Origin of the sequence: Streptomyces sp. JJ36, from assembly GCF_021696945.1 — a bacterium.
Taxonomy (GTDB): Bacteria; Actinomycetota; Actinomycetes; order Streptomycetales; family Streptomycetaceae; genus Streptomyces.
The window spans coordinates 1-20716 of sequence record NZ_JACYHE010000015.1; the positions used below are offsets into that span (position 1 = coordinate 1).

Genomic DNA, 20716 nt, shown 5'->3' on the forward strand with positions numbered 1-20716 from the left:
GCCGCGGCCCGGGCCGCCGGCGCGGCGCCCTCCTCGCCCGGCGTTGCGGCCTCAGCGGTCTGCACGGTCCCGGGCGCGGCGGGCGCGGCCCCGGTCTCGCCCGGGACTTCCTCGCTCTGCTCGCCCGGGCCGGGCACGGCGGCCGCCCCGCCGTCGGGAGCCGGAGCGACGGGCTGCTGAGCGGCCGGGGCGGTGCCGCCCGGGGCCTGCTCGCCCTGGGCACCGGACTCCGGCGCGACGGCGGCCCCGTCCCCGGCTGCGGGGGCGGCCGGCTGTTGCGCCGTCTGAACGGGCTCGGCCGGATGCGGCCCGGGCGTCGCCGGCGGCGGGACCGCCGCCAGGTCCGGACCGGGCAGCGGCGCGTGGGCGGCCGGGTCCGGGGCGCCGACCTGGCCGGGCGCGGGGGCCCCGCCCTCGTACGGGCCCGGTGTGACCGGTGTGGCGGTCCAGGCGTCGGCCTGCGCGGGGCTGCCGCCGGGGTGCTGCTGCGGCTCACCGTGGGGGCCTGCCTGCGCCTGCCCCGGCTGCGGGCCGGCGAAGGTCTCGGGCCCCTGGGACGGCACGTCCAGGTACTCCGGGCCGGCGGGCTGCTGGGGCGTCGGCGCCGCCGGGCCCTGCGGACCCGGTTGCGTGCCGGGCGCGGGAGCGGCGGGTCCGGGCGGCGGCGCGCTGGGGCCGCGGTCGGCCAGGGAGCGGACGGCGCCCGACTGCTCGGGGACGGGCGGGCCGAGGTGGAGCGGGCGGCGCGGCGGCTGGCCCGCGGACTGCTCGGGCGCGGGGCCGCCGGTGTGCGCACGTGCGGCGGCGACGTCGTGCACGCCGGAGTCGCGGCCGTCGCTCTCGTGGGTCCCTCCCGCGGCGGGCGGGTGCGGTGCCGCGCCGCTCCCGGCGGTCCCGGCCTCGCTCCAGGCGCCCTGCGCTCCCGGCATCAGCAGGTCCTCCTCGTCGACGGAGTCACCGGACGCGGCGGGCGGGCCGTCGGCCGGGGCCGGGTAGCCGTACGCGTCGTGGGCGGCCGGTGCGCCCGGCTGCTGCGGATCCGGCTGTGCGGCTGCGCGGTCCGGCTGTCCCTCGCCCGGGACCTGGCCGGTGTCAGTCATGCGTACCCCTCGCCCATCGGTGGTGCTCCTTCCAGCCCGGCGGATGGCCGCCGCCCCCAGGATGAAGAACGAGCGCGCGCTCGTTGCGGCACGTGCCCCTCCCGCCCCATACGGACATTGCCGGACGAACCGTCAACCTCCTGGGGCGGCACAACGATCCATCAGCCTACCCGGCATCGCGTGTCCGACCGGCCACGGGTGGGTGAGACGTGGCACTTCGGAGCGGTGCGCCGGGCCGGGACCGGCGAGGTCAGCTGCGGACGCCGGAGAGCAGGAAGACGACCGTGCGCTCCCGTTCGGCCCAGGCCTCGGTGTCCAGTTCGACGGACTGCAGCAGGGCGCACTCCACGTTGTAGCCGCCGTCGCCGAGCACCCGGCCGAGCGCCTCCGCCTCGTCCCGGGTGACCGCGTGGGTGACGATCCGCTCGGGTCTGCGGTCGACCACGGCCGCGACGGTGCGGACCCCGCCGCCGCCCACGCGTACCACGTCCGGTTCCGGCAGGTCCTCCAGCACCTGTGGCGCCGCGCCCGGCACCGTCTGCACCTGGACGCCGAACCGGCGGGCGGCCGCCGCGATCCGGGAGCACGCGCGTGCGTCGCGGTCCACGGCGATGACCGCGGCCCCCAGCCGCGCCGCGTCGACGGCCACCGCGCCGCCGCCCGCTCCGATGTCCCAGAGGAGGTCGCCGGTCCGGGGACCCAGCCGGGCGAGCTGTGCGGCGCGCAACCGCATGGATGCGCCGGCATGCGCCCGCGCCTCGTGGCCGGCTGCGCCCCGCGCGCCCTCCGCCGCGCCGGGCGCGTCCGGTTCGGTGCCGTACGCCCCCGCGGGCAGGGCCCAGCCGCGGGGCGGCACCGGGTGGCCCGGCTCGTGCCCGGCGATCCAGCCGGTATCGGGTTCCTGCCCGGCCGGCCCGTTGCCCCCGGCGCCGGGCATGCCGCCGCCGACCACCAGCACGATGTTGGGGTCGCGCCAGGTGTGGTCGGCGACCTTGTCGGAGGTGAGGACGCTGACCTCCTCCCGGTCGGTGCCGAGCGCCTCGCAGATGACGAAGGTGCGGTGCACCTCGCCCAGCAGCAGGGCGAGTTCGGCAGGCCCGGCGCCCGGCGAGGTGAGGACCGCGACCTTGGTGTGGGCACGGCAGACGTTGACCGCGCGCCGCAGGGTACGGCGTTGGGCGACGACGACCTGCGCGTCGTCCCAGGGCATGCCGGCCCGGGCGAAGGCCGCGGCGACGGAGGACACCGCGGGGGCGACCTCCACCTCCAGACCGTGCTCGGGGGCGCGCAGCGTGCGGACGACGCCGAAGAAGCCGGGGTCCCCGTCGGCCAGCACGACCGCGGTGCCGCGGTGGCGCACGATGCGCCGGGCGGCGAGCGCGACGCTGCCGAGCCGGATGCGCTCGGCCTGCGCGGGGACTTCGGGAAGCGCCAGGTGGTGGGCGGCACCGGCGACGAGAGTGGCCGCACCGAGCGCGGCGCGCGCGGCCTCGGTCAGGGGCGAGCCGTCCCACCCGATCACGGTGACGCGGTCGGCCATCGGCGGGTCTCTCCGTCTCGTCGCAGGTGGGGCAGCAGGGCGAGACTACCTTCGCGGGCGGCCGGCGGCTCCCCTGCCCCCGCGTGCCGTGGTGACCTGCGCGGCGGCCTCAGCGCCAGTCCGGATAGGCGGAGCCGCCCGCCTCCGCCATGCGTTCCGGCAGCCCGTCGAGGTCCTCGGGCAGCAGGCTCCAGACGATGAGATCGGTGCGGATCTCGGCCCAGTCGCCGCTCTCGGTGCGGGTGCGGGCGATCCAGGCGTTGCGCAGGACGCCCTCGCTGATGCAGCCGAGCTTCTGCGCGACCTGCTGGGCGGCGGTGTTGTCGGCGGCGGTGCGGAGTTCGAGGCGCTCGAACTTCTGGTCCTGGAAGAGCCACTGGGCGACGGCGAGCACCGACTCCGCGGCATACCCCTCGCCGCGGGCCCACGGCGCGACGGCGTACGAGACACGGGCGGTGAGCAGCCGCCAGTCGGCGTCCTTGAGCCGGACGGTGCCGACGAGCCGCTGGGTGAGGAGCTCGGTGACGGCGAAGACGACGCCGTGGCCGCCGGCACGTTCGGCGGGGGCGCGGCGGGTGATCCAGTCGCGGGCCTCGGCGAGGCCGTAGGGGGCGGGCACGGAGGTCCAGACGGCGACGAGTTCGTCGTTCATCATGTCCGCAAGGGCGGGGATGTCCGCTTCCTCGAACGGGCGCAGCACGAGCCGGTCCGTACTGATCGAGATGTCCGGGAAGGTGGATGTCATGCGCCGCTCCATGCCGATGCCGTGGGGTTCCGGGGGTGCGAGCCCGGGGTTGCAGCAGTGCACAGCATGCAGCATCGGTACGGGCCCGTGCAGCGCCGGGCCCGGTGTCCGGGCGGGATGCGGCGCCGGGAATCGACTTGTCGACACCGGTACCGCGCGGCCCCCGGGACGCCCCCGGAGCGCTCCGCCGGGGGCCGCGGGCCGGGGCCCCGCACGTCCTCCTAGACTCGGGGCATGCTCACCCCGCTGACGGTGGCGGTCGCCGTGGCCGCGCTCGCCCTGGCCGCCTGGTGCGGCCACGCGGCCTACCGGGACCAGCCCACGAAGGACTGGCACTTCCTGGGCATGGCCGTGGTCACGGTGCTGGCACTCGCCCAGCTCGTGGTGGGGGTGGTCCAGCTCGTCCGAGGCGAGCGGCCCGCCGGCGGGACCGGGGTCTTCGTCGCGTATCTCGTCGGGGTGGCCTGCTGTGTGCCCGTGGTCGGACTGATCTCGCTGACGGAACGGACCCGCTGGGGGTCGCTGACGGTGGTCGCCGGAGCGGTGGTGACGGCGGCGCTCCAGGCGCGGCTGCACGACGTCTGGGGAGGCGGCGGTGGCGCCTGAGCCGGCCGGCCGGCCGCGGGGCGGCATCGGCACCGGCCCCGGGAAGCTGCTGGTGACGCTGTACGGGATCTTCACCGTCGGGGCGGCGTCCCGCTCCGCGGTCCAGTTGTCCACCCGCTTCCACGAGGCCCCGCTGGCCTATGTCCTGTCGGCGGTGGCCGCCGTCGTCTACGCGTTCATCACGGTGTCGCTGGTGCGGGGCGGGGAGCGGGCCCGGAAGGCCGCGCTGGTCTGCTGCTGCGCGGAGCTGCTGGGCGTCCTGGTGGTGGGCACCTGGACGCTCGCCGACCCGGCCGCCTTCCCGGACGCGACGGTGTGGTCGGACTACGGCATGGGCTATCTCTTCATCCCGCTGGTGCTGCCCGTCACCGGCCTGCTCTGGCTGCGCCGCGCCCCCGCGGAGCCGCGGGGTGCGCCCGGCGGCGCGGGCGCACCCTGACGCGTCGTGCCGCGCGTGGTCAGGCGCTGGCGGCGAAGGCATGCGCGCCGGCGTCCTTCTCCATGGTGACGAGCGTGACGCCCCTGCCCCCGGGAGCGCGGTCGACGGAGGTGCCGACGGCGGCGTATCCGGAGCGGCGGTAGAGCCGGAGGTTGGCCTCGCTGCGGTGGCCGGTGAGGAGACGGTAACGCTTGGCGGCGCGCTCGGCACGCAGCCGTTCCTCGATGCGGGCCAGCAGCCGGCCGCCGAGGCCGTGCCGCCGCATGCGGGGGTGCACGCAGAGCCTGCTGATCCGGGCGGTGCCGTCGGCGTCGACCGTGCCGCGTACGGAGCCCACGACCTCCTCGCCCAGGCGGGCGACGAGCACGCATCCCTCGCCGAGTTCGGCACGCAGCGCGGCGAGGGTCTGGGTGAGCGGCTCGATGCCGTAGTCGCCGTAGATCTCGGCTTCCGACTGGTAGCAGAGGTACTGGAGTTTGAGAATCTGTTCGGCGTCGTCGTCGGTCGCCGCAGAGATGGTCACGCTCATGCCCATGCGCGCATGCCTCCCCATGTTCTCGGGTCCGGGCGCGCGAGAGTGAGGGTGCCGCGCACGGACTGTCTGCCCTGAAGACGCCGGTTGCTTACCGCACCCTTCCCCGGAGTTCAGGTGCCGCAACCTCCGTCCACAGCATTCTGCGCAGGCATGCCAGGCAACGGGAACGCAGCGGGCCCAGGCTGCCCTGTGAGATTCCCAACTCGTCGGCGATTTCCCGGTATGTACGGTCACTCTCGTGGAGCATCGCGCCCAGCACCGCGGGGCATCTCCCGGGGAGCCGGGCCACCGCGGCCCGCAGGGTCCGGCGCCGCTCGGCGGCCAGCAGCGGCTCCTCGGCCGGGCTGGCCGGGTCGCCGTGCCCGTCGGCCGCGGTGACCGGCCGGGGCAGGACCGCGGGCGCGCCGGAGGCGCCGCCGAGCGGCACCTCCCACCGGGTGCGGCGCCGCTCCGGGCGCGCCTCGGCCCGTACCGCCGCGCGCAGCCAGTCGGCCGGGGCGTCCGGCGGACCGGCCACGCGATGGCGCTCCAGCCAGCGCAGCCAGACCCCCTGCCGGAGGTCCTCGGCGTCCAGCCGGGTGCCGTGGGCCTCGGCGGCGCACTCGGCGGTCAGCAGCGCACCGAGACCGCGCGGCAGTCCGGGGGCGGGTGGCGGGGCAGCAGGGGTCACGGCGGGGGCGCTCACATGACGCCGAACGCCCGGGGTGGGCGTACGGCACGCCCACCCCGGCCGGGAGCCACCCGCGGGGGCGGCAAACCACCCCCGCGGGTGGCACGGAAGCGCGGGAGCCGCCGTCAGCGGTCCCGGAAGTCCTCCGCGGCGAGCACTCCGGTGTCGGGGTTGTCGGTGAAGATGCCGTCGATCCCGGTGGCGAAGTAGGCGCGGAAGGCGCCGAAGGCGTCGCCGTAGGCGTCCGGATCCGTACCGCGGCGGAACTCCGCGGGCAGATAGGCGTTCTCGTTGCGCATCGTGTACGGGTGCAGCACCAGGCCGCGGGCGTGCGCGTCCCGCACCAGGGTGGTGGGCTCCCCCAGCGTGCCGTCCGCGTTCTTCGGGATGACGAGGTCCGCGAGCGGGCCGATGCCGCGGGCGAAGCCCGCGATCCACTCCAGGCCCTCGGGGGTGATCAGGTCGGCGACGGTGCGCGGGTCGCCGGCCTCGACGAAGTCCCACGGGCGGTCGTCGGGGGTCCACAGCAGCACCACGCCCGGGCAGTCGACCAGCCGTGCCAGCCGCTCGATGCTGGTGGGCTCGAAGGACTGCAGGAAGTTGGGCGCGTGGGCGCGGTGCCGGCCGTGGCGGCGGAGCTGCCGGGCCAGGCGCGGCTCCAGGTCCAGCCCGAGCTTCCGGAAGTAGGTGGGGTGCTTGGTCTCGATGTGCAGCCACACCGGGCGGTGCCGCCGGCGCCCCTCACGGCCGGCCCAGTCCAGCACCTCCTCGAAGGAGGGCACCTCCCAGCGTCCGTCGTAGAGGGTGTTCCGCTGCCGCCGCTCCGGCAGCCGCTCGACCGCCCGCAGGGTCTTGAGCTCGGCGAGGGTGAAGTCCTCGGTGAACCAGCCCGTCACCTCCTGGCCGTCCACCGTCTTGGTGGTCCGGCGCCCGGCGAACTCCGGGTGGTCTGCGACGTCGGTGGTGTCCGCGATGTTGTTCTCGTGGCGGCACACCAGGTGCCCGTCCCGGGTGGGGACCAGGTCCTGCTCGATGACGTCGGCGCCCATGTCGAGGGCGAGCTGGTAGGAGCCCAGGGTGTGCTCCGGGCGGTAGCCGCTGGCTCCGCGGTGCGCCACGACGGCCGGTACCGGCAGCCGGTGCCGGCCGCCCCGGGCGTCGTCCCGGCCCGCCCCGGGGGCGCGCTCGTCCGCCCGCGCCGTGCCCGCGGCGCCCAGCGCCGCCGCACCCGCGCCCAGCGCCGCGGCGGCGCCCAGCACCGTCCTCCGTCCCGGCCGCTGCTGCTCTCCCATGGTTCCCCTTTCCGGTTTCGTCCGGCCGTCCTGCGCGGCTGACCCGCACCTGACAGATGCGGCCGCATCGTAGAGCGCGGGAACGTGCACCGGGAGACACGGCGCGGAACACGGCGGAAACAGGCGGCGGCCCGGACCCGGGTGGCGGCTCCCGTGCCGCCCCCGGGCGGCACGGGAGCGGCACGGCGAGTATCGTCCTCATCTGCGTACGTGTGCGCACGACCGTCACCGACCGGAGGGCCCGTTGTCCCGTTTCCTGCTGATCAAGGCGCTGCTCGGCTCGCTCCTGCGCATCCTGTTCCGGCCGCGGGTGGAAGGGGCCGGACGCATCCCGGCCGAGGGGCCCGTCATCCTGGCGGGCAACCATCTCACCTTCCTCGACTCGATGATCCTGCCGCTGGTGACGGGTCGTCAGGTGTTCTTCATCGGCAAGGACGAGTACGTCACCGGCACCGGGCTCAAGGGCCGGCTGATGGCGTGGTTCTTCACCGGCGTCGGCATGATCCCGGTCGACCGCGACGGCGGCCGCGGCGGTGTGGCCGCGCTGATGACCGGGCGCCGCGTGCTGGAGGAGGGCCACGCCTTCGGCATTTACCCCGAGGGCACCCGCTCCCCCGACGGGCGCCTCTACCGCGGCCGCACGGGCATCGCACGGCTCGCCCTGATGACGGGCGCGCCGGTGGTGCCCTTCGCCATGATCGGCACCGACGAGGTGCAGCCGGGAGGCAGCGGGCTGCCGCGCCTCGGCCGGGGGCGGCGCATCGCCGTGCGGTTCGGCGAGCCGCTGGACTTCTCCCGCTACGACGGGATGGACCGCGACCGGTATGTACTCCGCGCGGTGACGGACGAGGTGATGAGCGAGGTCATGCGGCTGTCGGGGCAGGAGTACGTGGACATGTACGCCACGAAGGCGAAGGCGGCCTGAGTCCCGGGCGTCGGCTCACCTCCGCCGGCGGCCGCCGGCCTCCTGCGCGCCCCGGCACCACCGCGCTCCGTAACCGCCCGAACGCCCGGACCGGCTCCTGCGGAACCGGCTCCCCACGCCCGGCGGCGGGCCCACGCTCCGCGTCACCACGACGGTGAACGGCCGGTCACGGCCGGTTCCGCCCGCACGCGCCCCCAGGCCGGGGCGGCGCCGGTACAGCCGTGCGGCGAGCACCGCAAGGCAGAGCACACCGGCGCCGGACGCGATGACCGCACCCTTCGTGCCGCCTCCCTTCTCCGCGGCGCGGCGACCCCCGTGCTGCATCCGTTCCCGGGTCTCCCGGGCCCGCGTCCGGGCACGCGCGGAGAGGTCCGCCTTCGCTGCGAGCTGGGAGACGGTGTCGGCGAGTTGGTCGCGGGCGTGTTCGACCTCCGCGTGCAGCTCCTGCGTGGAGGCGGCCCCGTGGCCGTTGTGGTCGGCACGCGTCATCGGTGGGCTCCTTCCCGGATCGCCTGGACATCGGCACGCACGCCGCCGAGGGCCTGCTCGGGTTTCGCGGGCTTCGCGCGGGACATCTGGCTCCTGCCGACCAGTGCCAGCAGGCCGGCGACGAGCAGCAGCCCACCGGCGACGACCAGGGCGGCCAGCCACACGGACAGGGCCAGCGCCACCGCCGCGACCGCGGCTGCCACCAGCACCTGAAGGGCGAGCAGGCCGAACAGTGCGGCCCCGCCGAACATGCCGCCGCCGAGGCCGGCCCGTTTGCCCTTCTCCTTCATCTCCGCCCGGGCAAGCCGCATCTCGCTGCGTACGACCTCCGACAGTTGTTCGGAAGCCCGCTTGACCAGCTCTCCCGTCGAGACCTGGTGGTTCCGGTCCGTCCGGGAACGCGCGATGGTGGCCATGGGTCTCTCCTCGTCTCACGCCCTACCTGCGGGACGGGCGGCGAGTTCCCCGCTTCCGGGGAAGTACGCCGGTCTTCCGGAGATGTCCGCGGGCGCCGCGGGCGCCGGGGCGGCCGCCTCCCGCGACCGTGCACGGTGACAGTGCGGGAGGGGAGGGGCCGCCGTCCGGGGGCGCGATGCGGATGCGCCCGGGCCGCCCCCCCCCCGCCGGGCCGGGCGCGGTGGCGGGCGCCGGCACCCGGGGCCCGCCCCTACCCTTCCAGGCGCTGGTCACGCAGCACCCGCCAGCAGACCGCCGCCGCGGCCAGGAGGACGGCCCCGGCGAGCACCGCTCCCGCGCGCAGCCCGTCGGTGAAGGCTCCCTGCGCCGTCGCGAGCAGCCGCTCCCCCGCCGGACCGGGCAGGCTGCGCGCGGCCTCGGCGGCTCCGCCCAGGGAGGCCCGCGCCTGACCGGCGACCTCGCCCGGGGTTCCCGCCGGAACGGCCTGTGCCCGGTAGAAGCCCGTGACCACCGAGCCGAGGAGGGCGATGCCGAGAGCCGAGCCCAGTTCGTAGGCGGTCTCGGAGACGGCGGAGGCGGCGCCGGCCTGGCCTCTGGGCACGACGGAGAGGATGACGTCCGCCGTCACGGTGAAGGAGAGCCCCGCCCCCAGCCCCAGCACGAGCAGCAGCAGCCCGAGCAGCCGGTAGTCGCCGGCCGGGGAGAGGAAGGCGCACGCGCAGAGGGCCAGGCCGCAGGCGGTCAGCCCGCCGCAGACCGCCGCCCGTACCGACGCACGGCGGGCGGCGGAGCCCGCGACCAGACCGGCGGCGATCGCACCGGCCCCCGCCGGCAGTTCGGCGAGCCCGGCTTCGAACGGTGAGCGTCCCTGCACGAGCTGCAGGAACTGGGACAGGAAGAACACCAGCCCGGCGAGCCCGAAGATGGTCAGCAGGTCGGCGAGGACCGCCCCGGAGAAGCCGCGGTGGCGAAAGAGGCGCATGTCCAGCAGCGGCGCGTCGAGCCGCAACTGCCGCCGGGTGAACGCCGCAAGGGCGAGGGCGCCGAGAGCCACCGCCGCGCCCACGTCCCACCGGAGACCGTAGGCCGCGGCCTCCTTCACCGCGTACACGACGCCGAGGACGCCGATCATGGACAGAGCCACGCTGGGCAGATCCCACGGCCCGGGGGACGGGTCACGGGACTCGGGCAGCAACCGGACCCCGACGAGCACCAGGACACCCATGACGGGGAGGTTGATCAGGAAGACGGAGCCCCACCAGAAGTGGTCCAGCAGCAGACCGCCGAGCACGGGCCCGACAGCGGCGCCGGCCGAGGCCATGGCTCCCCAGACACCGACGGCGACGCTGCGCTCCCTCGGGTCGTGGAAGATGTTGCGGATCAGCGCCAGCGTGGACGGCATCAGCGTCGCCCCGGCGACACCCATCAGAGCCCGCCAGGCGATCATCGCCTCGGCACTGTGCGCGTAGGCCGTGAGGGCGGACAGCGCGCCGAACACGACGGAACCCGTCAGCAGCATGCGCTTGCGCCCGACGCGGTCGCCCAGCGACCCCATGGAGACCAGCAGGCCGGCGATGACGAACGAGTAGACGTCGCCGATCCACAGCAGCTGGGTGCTGGAAGGTTTCAGCTCCTCGCTGAGAAACGGTGTCGCCAGCGCGAGCACGGTGGCGTCCACCGCGACCACCAGCACCGCCAGCGCGAGCACGGCCAGGGCGAGCCAGCGCTGCCTGCGGGTCGGTTCCCGCGCCGCCTCCACCGCCGTACGCGCGGTCTCCACGGTCACCGGCCCTCTCGCCTCAGCAGGCCGCCGAGCAGCAGTTCGGCGGTCATCCGGCCTGCGTCGCGCTCGGCGACCCGCCCCGCCTGCACCGCCCAGGCCGAGGCCGTGACCAGGGCGTAGAGCGCTTCGGTGAGGAAGGGGGCGGTGAGCTCGACGCGGAAGACACCGTCCTCCTGGCCACGACGGAAGAGTGCGGCGATCCCGTCGTCGATCTCGCTCCAGCCGGGGTCGAGGGCGCTCGGCTCGAAGAGCTGGTTCTCGGTCATGAGAAAGCCGAGAAAGCCGGTGAGCGGAGCCGTCCGGTCGACGAGGCGACGCAGCGCCTCCGCCGGGTCGCCCTCGTCGATACGGGCGGCGTCGACTGCGGCGCGCACCTGCTGGACGCCCAGCTGCTCGAGCCCCCGCACCAGGGCGTCGCGCCCGGCGAAGTGGCGGTGCAGCGTGGCGCGGCTGATGCCGGCCGCACGGGCGATGTCGTCCATGGAGGCGGCCGGCCTGCGACCGAGGTGTGCGGCCGCGGCGCGAAGAATCCGTTCCCGGTCCACTGGCATGAGACAACCATATCGCTCTTGAGACACGAATGTCTCAGCGCCGACCCACGGCTCCCCGGTGGACGGCGGGGCTCCGGTCAGCGCGTCGCGGTGGCCCACTCCCGCTGCCGCGCCAGGTCCCGGGTGACCTCGTCGAGCTGCACCGCCACCGCCGAGGGCGCCGTGCCGCCCCGGCCGTCGCGCGCGGCGAGCGCGCCGTGCACGTCCAGCACCGTGCGGACCTCGGGCGTGAGATGGGGCGAGATCTTCGCGAACTGCTCGTCGGTGAGCTCGTGCAGCTCGATCCCGGCCTCCTCGCAGACCTTCACGCACTCCCCCGCGAGCTCGTGCGCCACCCGGAACGGCACGCCCTGTTTCACCAGCCACTCGGCCACGTCCGTGGCCAGCGAGAACCCGGCGGGGGCCAGCTCGGCCATGCGGGCGCGGTTCACCGTGAGGGTGGCCATCATCCCGGTGAACGCGGGCAGCAGCATCTCGAGCTGGTCGCAGGAGTCGAAGACCGGCTCCTTGTCCTCCTGGAGGTCCCGGTTGTACGCCAGCGGCAGCGCCTTGAGGGTGGCGAGCAGCCCGGTGAGATTGCCGATCAGCCGTCCGGACTTGCCGCGCGCGAGCTCGGCGATGTCCGGGTTCTTCTTCTGCGGCATGATCGAGGAGCCGGTGGAGAAGGCGTCGTGCAGGGTGACGAAGGAGAACTCCTTCGTGTTCCAGAGGATGACCTCTTCGGCGATCTTCGACAGGTCGACGCCGATCATCGCGGTGACGAAGGCGAACTCGGCGACGAAGTCCCGGGAGGCGGTGCCGTCGATCGAGTTGGGCGCGGACCCGTTCTCGAAGCCCAGCTCGGCGGCGACGGCCTCCGGGTCGAGGCCGAGCGAGGAGCCGGCGAGCGCCCCCGAACCGTACGGCGAGACGGCCGTACGGGCGTCCCACTGCCGCAGCCGCTCGGCGTCCCGGGAGAGCGACTGGGCGTGTGCCAGCACGTGATGGGCGAAGAGCACCGGCTGAGCGTGCTGGAGGTGGGTGCGCCCGGGCATCACGACGTCCGGGTGCCGCTCGGCGAGCCCGAGCAGCGCCTCCTGGAGGTCGGCGAGGAGTCCGCCGAGGATGCGGGCGTGGTCCCGCAGGTACATCCGGAACAACGTGGCCACCTGGTCGTTCCGGGACCGCCCGGCACGCAGCTTGCCGCCGAGTTCGGGACCGAGCCGCTCCAGCAGCCCGCGTTCCAGGGCGGTGTGCACGTCCTCGTCGGCGATCGTGCCGGTGAAGGACCCGTCGGCGACGTCCGCCTCCAGCCGGTCCAGTCCGGCCAGCATCCGCTCGAGCTCGCCGGCGGTGAGCAGCCCGGCGGTGTGCAGCACGCGGGCGTGTGCCCGGGAGCCGGCGATGTCGTACGGGGCGAGCCGCCAGTCGAAGTGCACGGATGCCGAGAGCTTCTCCAGCGCCTCGGACGGCCCGTCGGCGAACCGGCCGCCCCAGAGCCGCACGTCCTGGTCTCCGGCCGGCGTCTGCGGTTCGTTGCTCATCGCTGCTCTGCTCCTCGGGAGGGGTTCGGGGCGGGGGTGCGGGACGGGGGTGCGGGACGGACACGGAGAAGGGTGCGGATGCGTCTCGCCTCCCCGCCGGGCGCCCGGCGGGGAGGCGAGGGCAGGACCGTCGCGGGCGCAGACTACTGCGCGAGATCCCGCTTCGCGGCGATCTTGCTGGACATGCCGAAGAGCTCGATGAAGCCCTTGGACAGGGACTGGTCGAAGGTGTCACCCGAGTCGTAGGTGGCCAGGTTGAAGTCGTAGAGCGACTGCTCGGACCGGCGGCCGGTGACGACGGCCCGGCCGCCGTGCAGGGTCATCCGCACCTCGCCGCTGACGTGCTCGTTCGCCTCGTCGATGAAGCCGTCCAGGGCCCGCTTCAGCGGGGAGAACCACAGACCGTCGTAGACCAGCTCGGACCAGCGCTGCTCGACCTGCCGCTTGTAGCGGGCGAGCTCACGCTCGACGGTGACGTTCTCCAGCTCCTGGTGTGCGGTGATCAGCGCGATGCCCCCGGGCGACTCGTAGACCTCCCGGGACTTGATGCCGACCAGCCGGTCCTCGACCATGTCGATCCGGCCCACGCCCTGGGCACCCGCCCGCTCGTTGAGCTGCTGGATCGCCTGGAGCACGGTGACCGGCGCGCCGTCGATCGCGACCGGGACGCCCTTGTCGAAGGTGATCAGGACCTCGTCGGCCTCCCGGGGGGTGGCCGGGTTCTCCGTGTAGTCGTAGACGTCCTCCACCGGCGCGTTCCAGATGTCCTCCAGGAAGCCGGTCTCGACGGCCCGGCCGAAGACGTTCTGGTCGATGGAGTAGGGGGACTTCTTGGTGGTCGCGATGGGCAGGCCCTTCTCCTCGCAGAAGGCGATGGCCTTGTCCCGTGTCATGGCGTAGTCCCGCACCGGGGCGATGCAGGTCAGGTCGGGGGCCAGGGAGGAGATGCCGGCCTCGAACCGGACCTGGTCGTTGCCCTTGCCGGTGCAGCCGTGGGCCACGGTGCTCGCGCCGTGCTTCCGGGCCGCGGCCACCAGGTGCTTGACGATGGTGGGCCGGGACAGCGCGGAGACCAGCGGATAGCGGTCCATGTAGAGGGCGTTGGCCTTGATCGCAGGGAGGCAGTACTCCTCGGCGAACTCGTCCTTGGCGTCGGCGACCTCCGCCTCCACCGCACCGCAGGCGAGCGCACGCTTGCGGATGACGTCCAGGTCCTCGCCGCCCTGGCCGACATCCACGGCGACGGCGACGACCTCGGCCCCGGTCTCCTCGGCGATCCAGCCGATGCAGACGGAGGTGTCCAGGCCGCCGGAGTAGGCGAGTACGACGCGCTCGGTCACGGGGGTCTCCTTAGGAAGCATGCGCTGATGGGTATAAGTATGCACTCCACTGCATGCCTCGTCAATCCGCGCCGCGTACGCCACGCCGCGGCCCCGCACACCACCCCGGCGAGCACCCGGGGCCGGGCCTCACTCTTCGCCGCGCACCGCCTCCGCGAGCAGCACGGCATGGCTGTACTCGACGTCCCGGGTGGCGGTGAGCAGGGTGAGGACCCCGTCCCCGGCGCGCTCGCGCAGCCGGTCCACGGCGGCGCGACGCTCCGGCCGGGCGAGCTCGGCGCGGTACCGCTCGGCGAAGTCCGGGTAGCGCTCCCGCCGGTGCCCGTACCAGCGGCGCAGCTCCGCCGAGGGCGCGGCCTCCTTCTCCCAGGCGTCCAGCCCCGCCTGCTCCTTGCGCATCCCGCGCGGCCAGACCCGGTCGACCAGCACCCGGACCCCGTCGGCCCCGTCCGGCTCCTCGTAGACCCGGCGGACCCGGACCTCTCGTCGCGTCGTCCCCATGCCCCCAGCGTGCCGCCGGGGCCCTGCGGCCGCCAGATCAATGTTGACGGTGTAAACATCGCGCGCTACGGTCGGCGCATGACGGACTTCCCCGGGCTCGCGCGCTCCACCTGGCACCGGCTCGAACCAGTGCACGCGACGCTCTACTTCGCACCGGAGGCCACCGCCGAGGCGGCCGCCCTCGGCTACGACACCACCGACCGCTGGCCCGCCTACTTCGCCTGGCGCGCGGCGCCGCTCGGCCGGGCCGGCGCCGGCCTGGTGACGGCGACCCACTTCAGCTTCAGCCCGGCGACCGTGGCCCGCCACGTTCCCGCGACCTGGGACACGGCGTCCCCCGAGGCCGTGCTCGCGGCCCGGCTCCGCGCCGTGGACCGGGCGCTGCGGGCACTGCTGGGCGACGGGGTGCACGACCCGGCCCTGGCCGAGGCCGCGCACCTGGCCCGCACCGCGGCCGAGGCCGCGCATCCCGCGGGGCGCCCACTGGCCGCCGCGAACGCCGCACTGCCCTGGCCGGACGCACCGCACCTCGCGCTCTGGCACGCCGCGACGGTGCTGCGCGAGCACCGCGGGGACGGCCATCTGGCCGCCCTGCTCGCCGCCGGCCTGGACGGCTGTGAGGCGCTGGTCTCCTTCGCGGCGATCGACGCCGCACCCCTCAGCGCCTTCGCCTCCCGGGGCTGGACGGAACAGGAGTGGACCGCCGCCCGCGACCGGCTGGCGGAGCGGGGCTGGGTGGACGCGGACGGCCGGGCGACGGAACGGGGCCGCCACGGGCGGGAGGAGATCGAGCGACTGACCGACGAACTCGCCGCCGCCCCGTACCGGGAGCTGGGTACGGACGGCTGCACCCGGCTGGCGCAGGGTGCCGAGCCGCTGCTGGGAGCCGTCCTCGCGGCGGGCCTGCTGCCGCGCTCCTCGACGCTGGGCATCCTCACCGTCCGTCCGCCCGCCCCGCGCTGAGCCGCGGGGCGGACGGTGGCCGGACACCCCGGCCGCCGCGCGGGCCCGCCGAGCGGGGGTGCCGGCGGGGCCCGCGCGGCCCCCTTGTGGAGTTGTCATGACTCCGTCAGGCTAGGAGAGTGTCTACCCGCATAGACCCCACAGGAGGACCCGTGAGATCACCGTCCGCCAGACGCCGGGGCATCGCCGCTCTCGGCTTGGCCGCCGCCGTGCTCGTCGCCCCCCTGGCCGCCGGGGCGACCGCCGCGGAACCCGCGCCGCAGGAGCGCGGCACCGCCCCCACCGCCGGCGCCGTCTTCCGGATCGAGGACCGAGCGGCCCGCACCGTGGCCGCCTCGCTGGCCGACCGCGGCTGGCGCGCCACCGTGCGCGAGGCCGCCCTCACCACCGACGCGGTGAACCTGTCCGCCCTGGCCGACCGGTCCGGCGACCACCGGGCCGCCCGGAGGCTGGAGCCCGCGCTCGACCGCGCGGAGGCCGCACTGACCGAGGCCAAGGGCCTGGACGGCGGACACGGTCCGCTGCTCCGGCTGCGGCTGGCCGACGACGCCATGCGCGACGCCCTGGCCGCCGGGACCGCACCGCTCGTCACCACCCCGCCGTCCGACGACGACGCGTCCTCGGTGACCGCCTACGACAGCCGTGGCCGGGCCGTCGAACTGGACCTGCGCACCCCGCCCGAGCGCCCGGTCTACGTGCTGGACACCGACGCCTCCCGGGCCCTGGCCGCCGGCCTGGACGTGCTGCGGGAGGAGCTCGCCGCCCACGGGCTGTCGGGGGCGGTCCGCACCGGGTCCGCGCAGGGCCGCGAGGCACAGGCGGCCCAGGCCGGCTTCTGGTCGACCCGCATCACCTCGGTACGGCTCTCCGACGACAAGGAGCCCTGGGTCAAGGGCGACAGCGAGATCTACTCCCTGGTGACCGGCTTCGGCCACGACGGGAAGGTCCGCGTCGACCCTGTCGACATGCCGTACCTGGACGAGGACGGCCGGACCTACTACCCGGACCAGATCCTGGTGAACTGGTCGTACTACAAGTACAACCTGGCCGACGCCGTGATGATGGAGGAGGACGGCGGCACCAACTACCGGGAGCTCGCCAAGGCCCTGACCACCGCCCTGCTCACCATCACCGACCAGGGCATGTACATCCCGCTGGTGAACGCCCTGCTGGACGCCATGCCCGACGACTGGTGGACCGACGACCCGGACTACGTGGACTCCTGGTACACCCTCGCCCGGCAGGACAGCGGGTCGCTCACCGGCGCGGCCGGGAACGGCCGGATGACCGTGGAGCCGTACTTCGTCGACCAGTTCTGAACGGCCTCCGGCCGGGGCCTGCCGGGCCCCGGCCACCAGGCGTCGCTAACGCGCCTTCTGGGCCAGTTGCAGCAGATGGTCCGCGAGGGCCCGCCCGCCGTCCGGCTCCCGGCTGATCAGCAGCAGGGTGTCGTCGCCGGCGATGGTGCCGATGATCTCGTGGACCTCGGCCTGGTCGATCGCGGAGGCGAGGAACTGCGCGGCTCCCGGCGGCGTCCGCAGCACCACCAGGTTCGCGGACGCCTCCGCGGAGATGAGGAGCTCGCCGGCGAGGCGCGCCATGCGCGCCTCGCTGGCGGACTCCCCCAGCGGCGCCCGCGGCGTGCGGTCGCCGCCCTCGCCCGGCACGGCGTAGATCAGCTCGCCGCCGGTGTTGCGGATCTTCACCGCGCCGAGCTCGTCCAGGTCCCGGGAGAGTGTGGCCTGGGTGACGGACAGGCCGTCGTCGGCCAGGAGTTTGGCGAGCTGGCTCTGCGAGCGGACCGGCTGCCGGTTCAGGATGTCGACGATCCTCCGGTGCCGGGCCGTACGTGTCTGCGGTACGGCCTGCCCGCTGTACTGCGCCTCCGTCATCGTCCCCGTTCCTCGCGTTCCGTGGCCTAGCGGCGTCCCTGGGCGGTGTCCAGGACGGCCGGGAGCGCCTGGACCAGCGCGTCCGCGTCGGCCGCACCGAGGATCAGCGGAGGTGCGAGCCGGACGACGTCCGGGGCGACCGCGTTCACCAGGAATCCCGCGTCCTGAGCTGCCTGCTGCACCTGCGGTGCGGCGGGTTCGGTGAGCACCATACCGAGCAGCAGCCCCGCCCCGCGGACATGGTCGAGCAACGGGTGGCCGAGCGCGGCCACTCCGTCCCGGAGCCGGGCGCCGACCCGCTTGACGTTCTCCAGCAGCCCCTCGCCCTCGATGGTCTCCAGCACCGCAAGGCCCGCGGCGCAGGAGACGGGGTTGCCGCCGAAGGTGGAGCCGTGCTGACCGGGCGTCAGCAGCTCGGCTGCCCGCCCGAAGGCCAGTGTGGCACCGATGGGCATGCCGCCGCCCAGCCCCTTGGCCAGGGTGACCACGTCGGGCTCGACTCCCTGCGCCTGGCAGGCCAGCCAGTGGCCGGTCCGCCCGACGCCCGTCTGGATCTCGTCGACCACCAGCAGCGTCCCGGTGGCCCGGGTGATCTCGCGGGCCGCGGCCAGATAACCCTCGGGCGGCACCACCACGCCGTTCTCGCCCTGCACCGGCTCGACCACGAACAGCGCGGTGTCCGGGGTGACGGCGGCGCGCAGCGCCGCCACGTCCCCGTACGGCACATGGGTCACCTCGCCCGGCAGCGGCAGGAACGGCTGCTGCTTGGCCGGCTGCCCGGTCAGCGCCAGCGCGCCCATGGTGCGGCCGTGGAAGCCGCCGGCCGTGGCGACCTGGTGCGTACGGCCGGTACGCCGCCCGATCTTGACGGCGGCCTCGACCGCCTCGGCGCCGGAGTTGCCGAAGTAGACCCGGCCGCTGCGTCCGGCCACCTCGAGCAGCCGCTCGGCGAGGGCGACGACCGGCTCGCTGAGGAAGAGGTTCGAGACATGGCCGAGGGTGGCCACCTGGTCGGAGACGGCCCGCACCACCGCGGGGTGCGCGGTGCCCAGGGCGTTGACGGCGATGCCGCCGGTGAAGTCCAGGTAGGTACGGCCGTCGGCGTCCCAGAGCCGGACGCCCTCGCCGTGGGTCAGCGACAGGCGCGGCGTGCCGTAGGTGTCCATCAGGGCGCCCTGCCAGCGCCGCGTCAGGGGGTCCCGGGACGTCATGCCGTCTCCTCCTCGTGGGTCGCCCCGGGCGCCGCGGAACCGCCGGGAGCGGAGTCGGGGCCGGGGCCGGGGTCGGGCACGACCATGGTGCCGATCCCCTCGTCGGTGAAGATCTCCAGCAGCAGGGCGTGCTGCACCCGGCCGTCCAGGACGCGGGCGGTGCGCACCCCGTTCCGCACGGCGTGCAGGCAGCCCTCCATCTTGGGGACCATGCCGCTGGCCAGATCGGGCAGCAGCTTCTCCAGCTCGCTCGCGGTCAGCTCGCTGATCACGTCGTCGCTCGCCGGCCAGTCGGCGTAGAGGCCCTCGACGTCGGTGAGGACCACCAGGGTCTCCGCGCCGAGCGCGGCCGCCAGCGCCGCGGCGGCCGTGTCGGCGTTGATGTTGTAGACGTGCTCGTCGTCGGTGCTGCGGGCGATGGAGGAGACGACCGGGATCCGGCCGTCGTCCAGCAGCGCCCGGACGGCGCCCGCCTCGACGCCGACGATGTCACCGACCCGGCCCAGGTCCACCGGCTCGCCGTCGATGTCGGCGTACCGCTTGGTGGCCGTCATGGTGTGGGCGTCCTCGCCCGTCATGCCCACGGCGAGCGGCCCGTGCCGGTTGAGCAGCCCGACCAGTTCGCGCTGCACCTGCCCGGCCAGCACCATGCGGACCACGTCCATGGTCTCCAGCGAGGTCACCCGCAGTCCCGCCCGGAACTCCGTCTCCAGGCCGAGCCGGTCGAGCTGGGCGCTGATCTGCGGGCCCCCGCCGTGCACGACCACGGGACGCAGCCCGGCGTGTCGGAGGAAGACCACGTCCTGCGCGAAGGCGGCCTTCAGCTCGTCGTCGACCATGGCGTTGCCGCCGAACTTGATGACGACGGTCTTGCCGTGATGGCGGGTCAGCCAGGGCAGCGCCTCGATGAGCGTCTGTGCCTTGGGCTGGGCGGTGTGCCGGCGTGTGGTCATGAGGAGTACGCGCTGTTCTCGTGGACGTAGTCGGCGGTCAGATCGTTGGTCCAGATCACGGCGGAGTCCTGGCCGGCGGCCAGGTCGGCGGTGATCGACACCTCGCGGTAGCGCATGTCGACGAGCCCCCGGTCCTCACCGGTGGAGCCGTCCCGGCACACCCAGACGCCGTTGACGGCGACGCTCAGCCGGTCCGGCTCGAAGGCGGCGGCGGTGGTGCCGATGGCGGAGAGCACCCGGCCCCAGTTGGGATCCTCGCCGTGCACCGCGCACTTGAGCAGATTGCTGCGCGCGATCGCGCGGCCGACCTCGACCGCGTCCTCCTCGCTCGCCGCGTTCACCACCTCGACCCGGATGTCCTTGGTGGCGCCCTCCGCGTCCCCGATGAGCTGACGGGACAGGTCGGCGCACACCTCGCGGACGGCCTCGGCGAACTCCTCGTACCCGGGGGTGACGCCGGAGGCGCCGGAGGCGAGCAGCAGCACCGTGTCGTTGGTCGACATGCAGCCGTCGGAGTCCAGCCGGTCGAAGGTGGTACGGGTCGCGGCGCGGAGCGCCTTGTCCAGCTCGGGCGCGGCCAGGTCGGCGTCCGTGGTGAGGACGACCAGCATGGTCGCCAGGCCCGGCGCGAGCATGCCCGCGCCCTTGGCCATGCCGCCGACGCACCAGCCGTCGCGGTCGGCCACGGCGGTCTTGTGCACCGTGTCGGTGGTCTTGATGGCCAGGGCCGCCTTCTCCCCGCCGTGCGGGGAGAGCTCGGCGGCGGCCGTGCCGATCCCGGGGAGCAGCCGGTCCATCGGCAGCCGGAGCCCGATCAGCCCGGTGGAGGCGACGGCCACCTCGCCCGCCTGGTGCCCCAGCACCTCGGCGGCCCTCTCGGCGGTGGCGTGCGTGTCCTGGAAGCCGGCCGGGCCGGTGCAGGCGTTGGCGCCCCCGGAGTTCAGTACCACGGAGGTCACGCGGCCCCCCTTGACCACCTGCTCGGACCAGAGGACCGGCGCCGCCTTGACGCGGTTCGCGGTGAAGACGCCGGCGGCGGCGTCGCGGGGGCCCTGATTGACCACCAGGGCGAGGTCGGGGCCGCCGCTCTCCTTGATCCCGGCGGCGATCCCCGCCGCGGTGAACCCTGCGGGTGCGGTCACGCTCACTGCGATTCTCCGTTCGCTTCTCCGGCTGCGCAGCGCAGCAGCGCGCCCCGCACCACCGGCCACCGGTACGTCGCTGCTCCGCCGACGCTCACA

The 20716-nt window shown here is 74.7% G+C and carries 21 protein-coding genes and 1 pseudogene; 5 read left to right on the forward strand and 17 right to left on the reverse strand.

What is annotated here, in order from left to right; all coding sequences use genetic code 11:
• From HOY81_RS08660 to HOY81_RS08670, 3 genes and pseudogenes are all read right to left on the reverse strand, one after another.
• Positions 1 to 1100: pseudogene (locus tag HOY81_RS08660) on the reverse strand (hypothetical protein); the annotation flags it as partial.
• A 250-nt stretch (positions 1101 to 1350) separates the two neighbouring features.
• Positions 1351 to 2640, reverse strand: coding sequence for a precorrin-6y C5,15-methyltransferase (decarboxylating) subunit CbiE (gene cbiE, locus HOY81_RS08665; protein ID WP_237319661.1), 1290 nt, complete (start codon positions 2638 to 2640; stop codon positions 1351 to 1353).
• 109 nt (positions 2641 to 2749) lie between these two features.
• On the reverse strand, positions 2750 to 3385 hold the full coding sequence (locus HOY81_RS08670) for a GNAT family N-acetyltransferase (RefSeq protein ID WP_237319662.1): 636 nt from the start codon (positions 3383 to 3385) through the stop codon (positions 2750 to 2752).
• A gap of 234 nt (positions 3386 to 3619) precedes the next feature.
• Here HOY81_RS08670 and HOY81_RS08675 point away from each other — a divergent pair, with 234 nt between their 5' ends.
• Together HOY81_RS08675 and HOY81_RS08680 are read left to right on the forward strand one after the other, a co-directional pair.
• Entirely contained in the window at positions 3620 to 3991 is a 372-nt protein-coding gene (locus HOY81_RS08675; protein ID WP_237319663.1) for a hypothetical protein, read from the forward strand.
• Positions 3981 to 4430 carry a hypothetical protein gene (locus HOY81_RS08680; RefSeq protein ID WP_237319664.1) on the forward strand — a complete coding sequence of 150 codons (450 nt, stop codon included), beginning with the start codon at positions 3981 to 3983 and terminating at the stop codon, positions 4428 to 4430. The genes HOY81_RS08675 and HOY81_RS08680 overlap by 11 nt, the downstream gene beginning before the upstream one ends.
• A gap of 19 nt (positions 4431 to 4449) precedes the next feature.
• Here HOY81_RS08680 and HOY81_RS08685 read toward each other — a convergent pair whose 3' ends face one another.
• The 3 genes from HOY81_RS08685 to HOY81_RS08695 form a co-directional block, all read right to left on the reverse strand.
• On the reverse strand, positions 4450 to 4965 hold the full coding sequence (locus HOY81_RS08685) for a GNAT family N-acetyltransferase (protein ID WP_237319665.1): 516 nt from the start codon (positions 4963 to 4965) through the stop codon (positions 4450 to 4452).
• A gap of 88 nt (positions 4966 to 5053) precedes the next feature.
• Entirely contained in the window at positions 5054 to 5635 is a 582-nt protein-coding gene (locus HOY81_RS08690; RefSeq protein ID WP_237319666.1) for a sigma-70 family RNA polymerase sigma factor, read from the reverse strand.
• A gap of 125 nt (positions 5636 to 5760) precedes the next feature.
• Positions 5761 to 6927 (reverse strand): glycerophosphodiester phosphodiesterase, encoded by a 1167-nt coding sequence (locus HOY81_RS08695; protein ID WP_237319667.1) that lies wholly within the window; start codon positions 6925 to 6927, stop codon positions 5761 to 5763.
• A 244-nt stretch (positions 6928 to 7171) separates the two neighbouring features.
• On the opposite strand from HOY81_RS08695, the gene HOY81_RS08700 reads away from it, so the two are divergent.
• Positions 7172 to 7852 carry a 1-acyl-sn-glycerol-3-phosphate acyltransferase gene (locus HOY81_RS08700; protein WP_237319668.1) on the forward strand — a complete coding sequence of 227 codons (681 nt, stop codon included), beginning with the start codon at positions 7172 to 7174 and terminating at the stop codon, positions 7850 to 7852.
• Positions 7853 to 7867: 15 nt separating this feature from the next.
• Here the strand turns inward: HOY81_RS08700 and HOY81_RS08705 are convergent, their stop codons facing one another.
• The 7 genes from HOY81_RS08705 to HOY81_RS08735 all read right to left on the reverse strand — a co-directional run bounded on the left by HOY81_RS08705 (position 7868) and on the right by HOY81_RS08735 (position 14456).
• Positions 7868 to 8341 (reverse strand): DUF3618 domain-containing protein, encoded by a 474-nt coding sequence (locus tag HOY81_RS08705; RefSeq protein ID WP_237319669.1) that lies wholly within the window; start codon positions 8339 to 8341, stop codon positions 7868 to 7870.
• Positions 8338 to 8757, reverse strand: coding sequence for a phage holin family protein (locus HOY81_RS08710; RefSeq protein ID WP_237319670.1), 420 nt, complete (start codon positions 8755 to 8757; stop codon positions 8338 to 8340). The genes HOY81_RS08705 and HOY81_RS08710 overlap by 4 nt, the downstream gene beginning before the upstream one ends.
• Positions 8758 to 9008: 251 nt before the next feature.
• Positions 9009 to 10538, reverse strand: coding sequence for an MFS transporter (locus HOY81_RS08715; RefSeq protein WP_237319747.1), 1530 nt, complete (start codon positions 10536 to 10538; stop codon positions 9009 to 9011).
• Positions 10539 to 10540: 2 nt separating this feature from the next.
• Positions 10541 to 11092, reverse strand: coding sequence for a TetR/AcrR family transcriptional regulator (locus HOY81_RS08720; protein ID WP_237319671.1), 552 nt, complete (start codon positions 11090 to 11092; stop codon positions 10541 to 10543).
• Positions 11093 to 11169: 77 nt separating this feature from the next.
• Positions 11170 to 12615: an argininosuccinate lyase gene (gene argH / locus HOY81_RS08725; RefSeq protein ID WP_237319672.1), complete on the reverse strand. Its 1446-nt coding sequence runs from the start codon at positions 12613 to 12615 to the stop codon at positions 11170 to 11172.
• Positions 12616 to 12758: 143 nt separating this feature from the next.
• Positions 12759 to 13955, reverse strand: a complete 1197-nt coding sequence (locus tag HOY81_RS08730; protein ID WP_237319673.1) for an argininosuccinate synthase — start codon at positions 13953 to 13955, stop codon at positions 12759 to 12761.
• 129 nt (positions 13956 to 14084) lie between these two features.
• The gene (locus HOY81_RS08735; protein WP_237319674.1) at positions 14085 to 14456 is read right to left on the reverse strand and encodes a DUF488 domain-containing protein; all 372 of its coding nucleotides are present in this window, start codon (positions 14454 to 14456) and stop codon (positions 14085 to 14087) included.
• Between the two features lie 78 nt (positions 14457 to 14534).
• On the opposite strand from HOY81_RS08735, the gene HOY81_RS08740 reads away from it, so the two are divergent.
• Together HOY81_RS08740 and HOY81_RS08745 are read left to right on the forward strand one after the other, a co-directional pair.
• Entirely contained in the window at positions 14535 to 15419 is an 885-nt protein-coding gene (locus HOY81_RS08740; RefSeq protein WP_237319675.1) for a hypothetical protein, read from the forward strand.
• Between the two features lie 152 nt (positions 15420 to 15571).
• Positions 15572 to 16738 carry a DUF3103 family protein gene (locus HOY81_RS08745; protein WP_237319676.1) on the forward strand — a complete coding sequence of 389 codons (1167 nt, stop codon included), beginning with the start codon at positions 15572 to 15574 and terminating at the stop codon, positions 16736 to 16738.
• Between the two features lie 45 nt (positions 16739 to 16783).
• On the opposite strand, the gene HOY81_RS08750 is transcribed toward HOY81_RS08745, so the two are convergent.
• The 4 genes from HOY81_RS08750 to argJ are packed head-to-tail and all read right to left on the reverse strand — an operon-like array spanning position 16784 to position 20623.
• A complete protein-coding gene (locus tag HOY81_RS08750; protein ID WP_237319677.1) occupies positions 16784 to 17311 on the reverse strand; it encodes an arginine repressor in 528 nt (175 codons plus the stop codon).
• Between the two features lie 26 nt (positions 17312 to 17337).
• Positions 17338 to 18522 (reverse strand): acetylornithine transaminase, encoded by a 1185-nt coding sequence (locus HOY81_RS08755; protein ID WP_237319678.1) that lies wholly within the window; start codon positions 18520 to 18522, stop codon positions 17338 to 17340.
• Positions 18519 to 19475 carry an acetylglutamate kinase gene (gene argB / locus HOY81_RS08760; protein ID WP_237319679.1) on the reverse strand — a complete coding sequence of 319 codons (957 nt, stop codon included), beginning with the start codon at positions 19473 to 19475 and terminating at the stop codon, positions 18519 to 18521. The genes HOY81_RS08755 and argB overlap by 4 nt, the downstream gene beginning before the upstream one ends.
• On the reverse strand, positions 19472 to 20623 hold the full coding sequence (argJ, locus tag HOY81_RS08765; RefSeq protein ID WP_237319680.1) for a bifunctional glutamate N-acetyltransferase/amino-acid acetyltransferase ArgJ: 1152 nt from the start codon (positions 20621 to 20623) through the stop codon (positions 19472 to 19474). The genes argB and argJ overlap by 4 nt, the downstream gene beginning before the upstream one ends.
• Positions 20624 to 20716 lie beyond the last annotated feature (93 nt).

Excerpts from the sequence above, each read along its gene's own strand:
- cbiE (WP_237319661.1), bottom strand. The coding sequence starts at position 2,640 with ATGGCCGACCGCGTCACCGTGATCGGGTGGGACGGCTCGCCCCTGACC.
- HOY81_RS08670 (WP_237319662.1), bottom strand. The coding sequence starts at position 3,385 with ATGACATCCACCTTCCCGGACATCTCGATCAGTACGGACCGGCTCGTG.
- HOY81_RS08675 (WP_237319663.1), top strand. The coding sequence starts at position 3,620 with ATGCTCACCCCGCTGACGGTGGCGGTCGCCGTGGCCGCGCTCGCCCTG.
- HOY81_RS08685 (WP_237319665.1), bottom strand. The coding sequence starts at position 4,965 with ATGGGCATGAGCGTGACCATCTCTGCGGCGACCGACGACGACGCCGAA.
- HOY81_RS08695 (WP_237319667.1), bottom strand. The coding sequence starts at position 6,927 with ATGGGAGAGCAGCAGCGGCCGGGACGGAGGACGGTGCTGGGCGCCGCC.
- HOY81_RS08705 (WP_237319669.1), bottom strand. The coding sequence starts at position 8,341 with ATGACGCGTGCCGACCACAACGGCCACGGGGCCGCCTCCACGCAGGAG.
- HOY81_RS08710 (WP_237319670.1), bottom strand. The coding sequence starts at position 8,757 with ATGGCCACCATCGCGCGTTCCCGGACGGACCGGAACCACCAGGTCTCG.
- HOY81_RS08720 (WP_237319671.1), bottom strand. The coding sequence starts at position 11,092 with ATGCCAGTGGACCGGGAACGGATTCTTCGCGCCGCGGCCGCACACCTC.
- argH (WP_237319672.1), bottom strand. The coding sequence starts at position 12,615 with ATGAGCAACGAACCGCAGACGCCGGCCGGAGACCAGGACGTGCGGCTC.
- HOY81_RS08735 (WP_237319674.1), bottom strand. The coding sequence starts at position 14,456 with ATGGGGACGACGCGACGAGAGGTCCGGGTCCGCCGGGTCTACGAGGAG.
- HOY81_RS08740 (WP_237319675.1), top strand. The coding sequence starts at position 14,535 with ATGACGGACTTCCCCGGGCTCGCGCGCTCCACCTGGCACCGGCTCGAA.
- HOY81_RS08750 (WP_237319677.1), bottom strand. The coding sequence starts at position 17,311 with ATGACGGAGGCGCAGTACAGCGGGCAGGCCGTACCGCAGACACGTACG.
- HOY81_RS08755 (WP_237319678.1), bottom strand. The coding sequence starts at position 18,522 with ATGACGTCCCGGGACCCCCTGACGCGGCGCTGGCAGGGCGCCCTGATG.
- argB (WP_237319679.1), bottom strand. The coding sequence starts at position 19,475 with ATGACCACACGCCGGCACACCGCCCAGCCCAAGGCACAGACGCTCATC.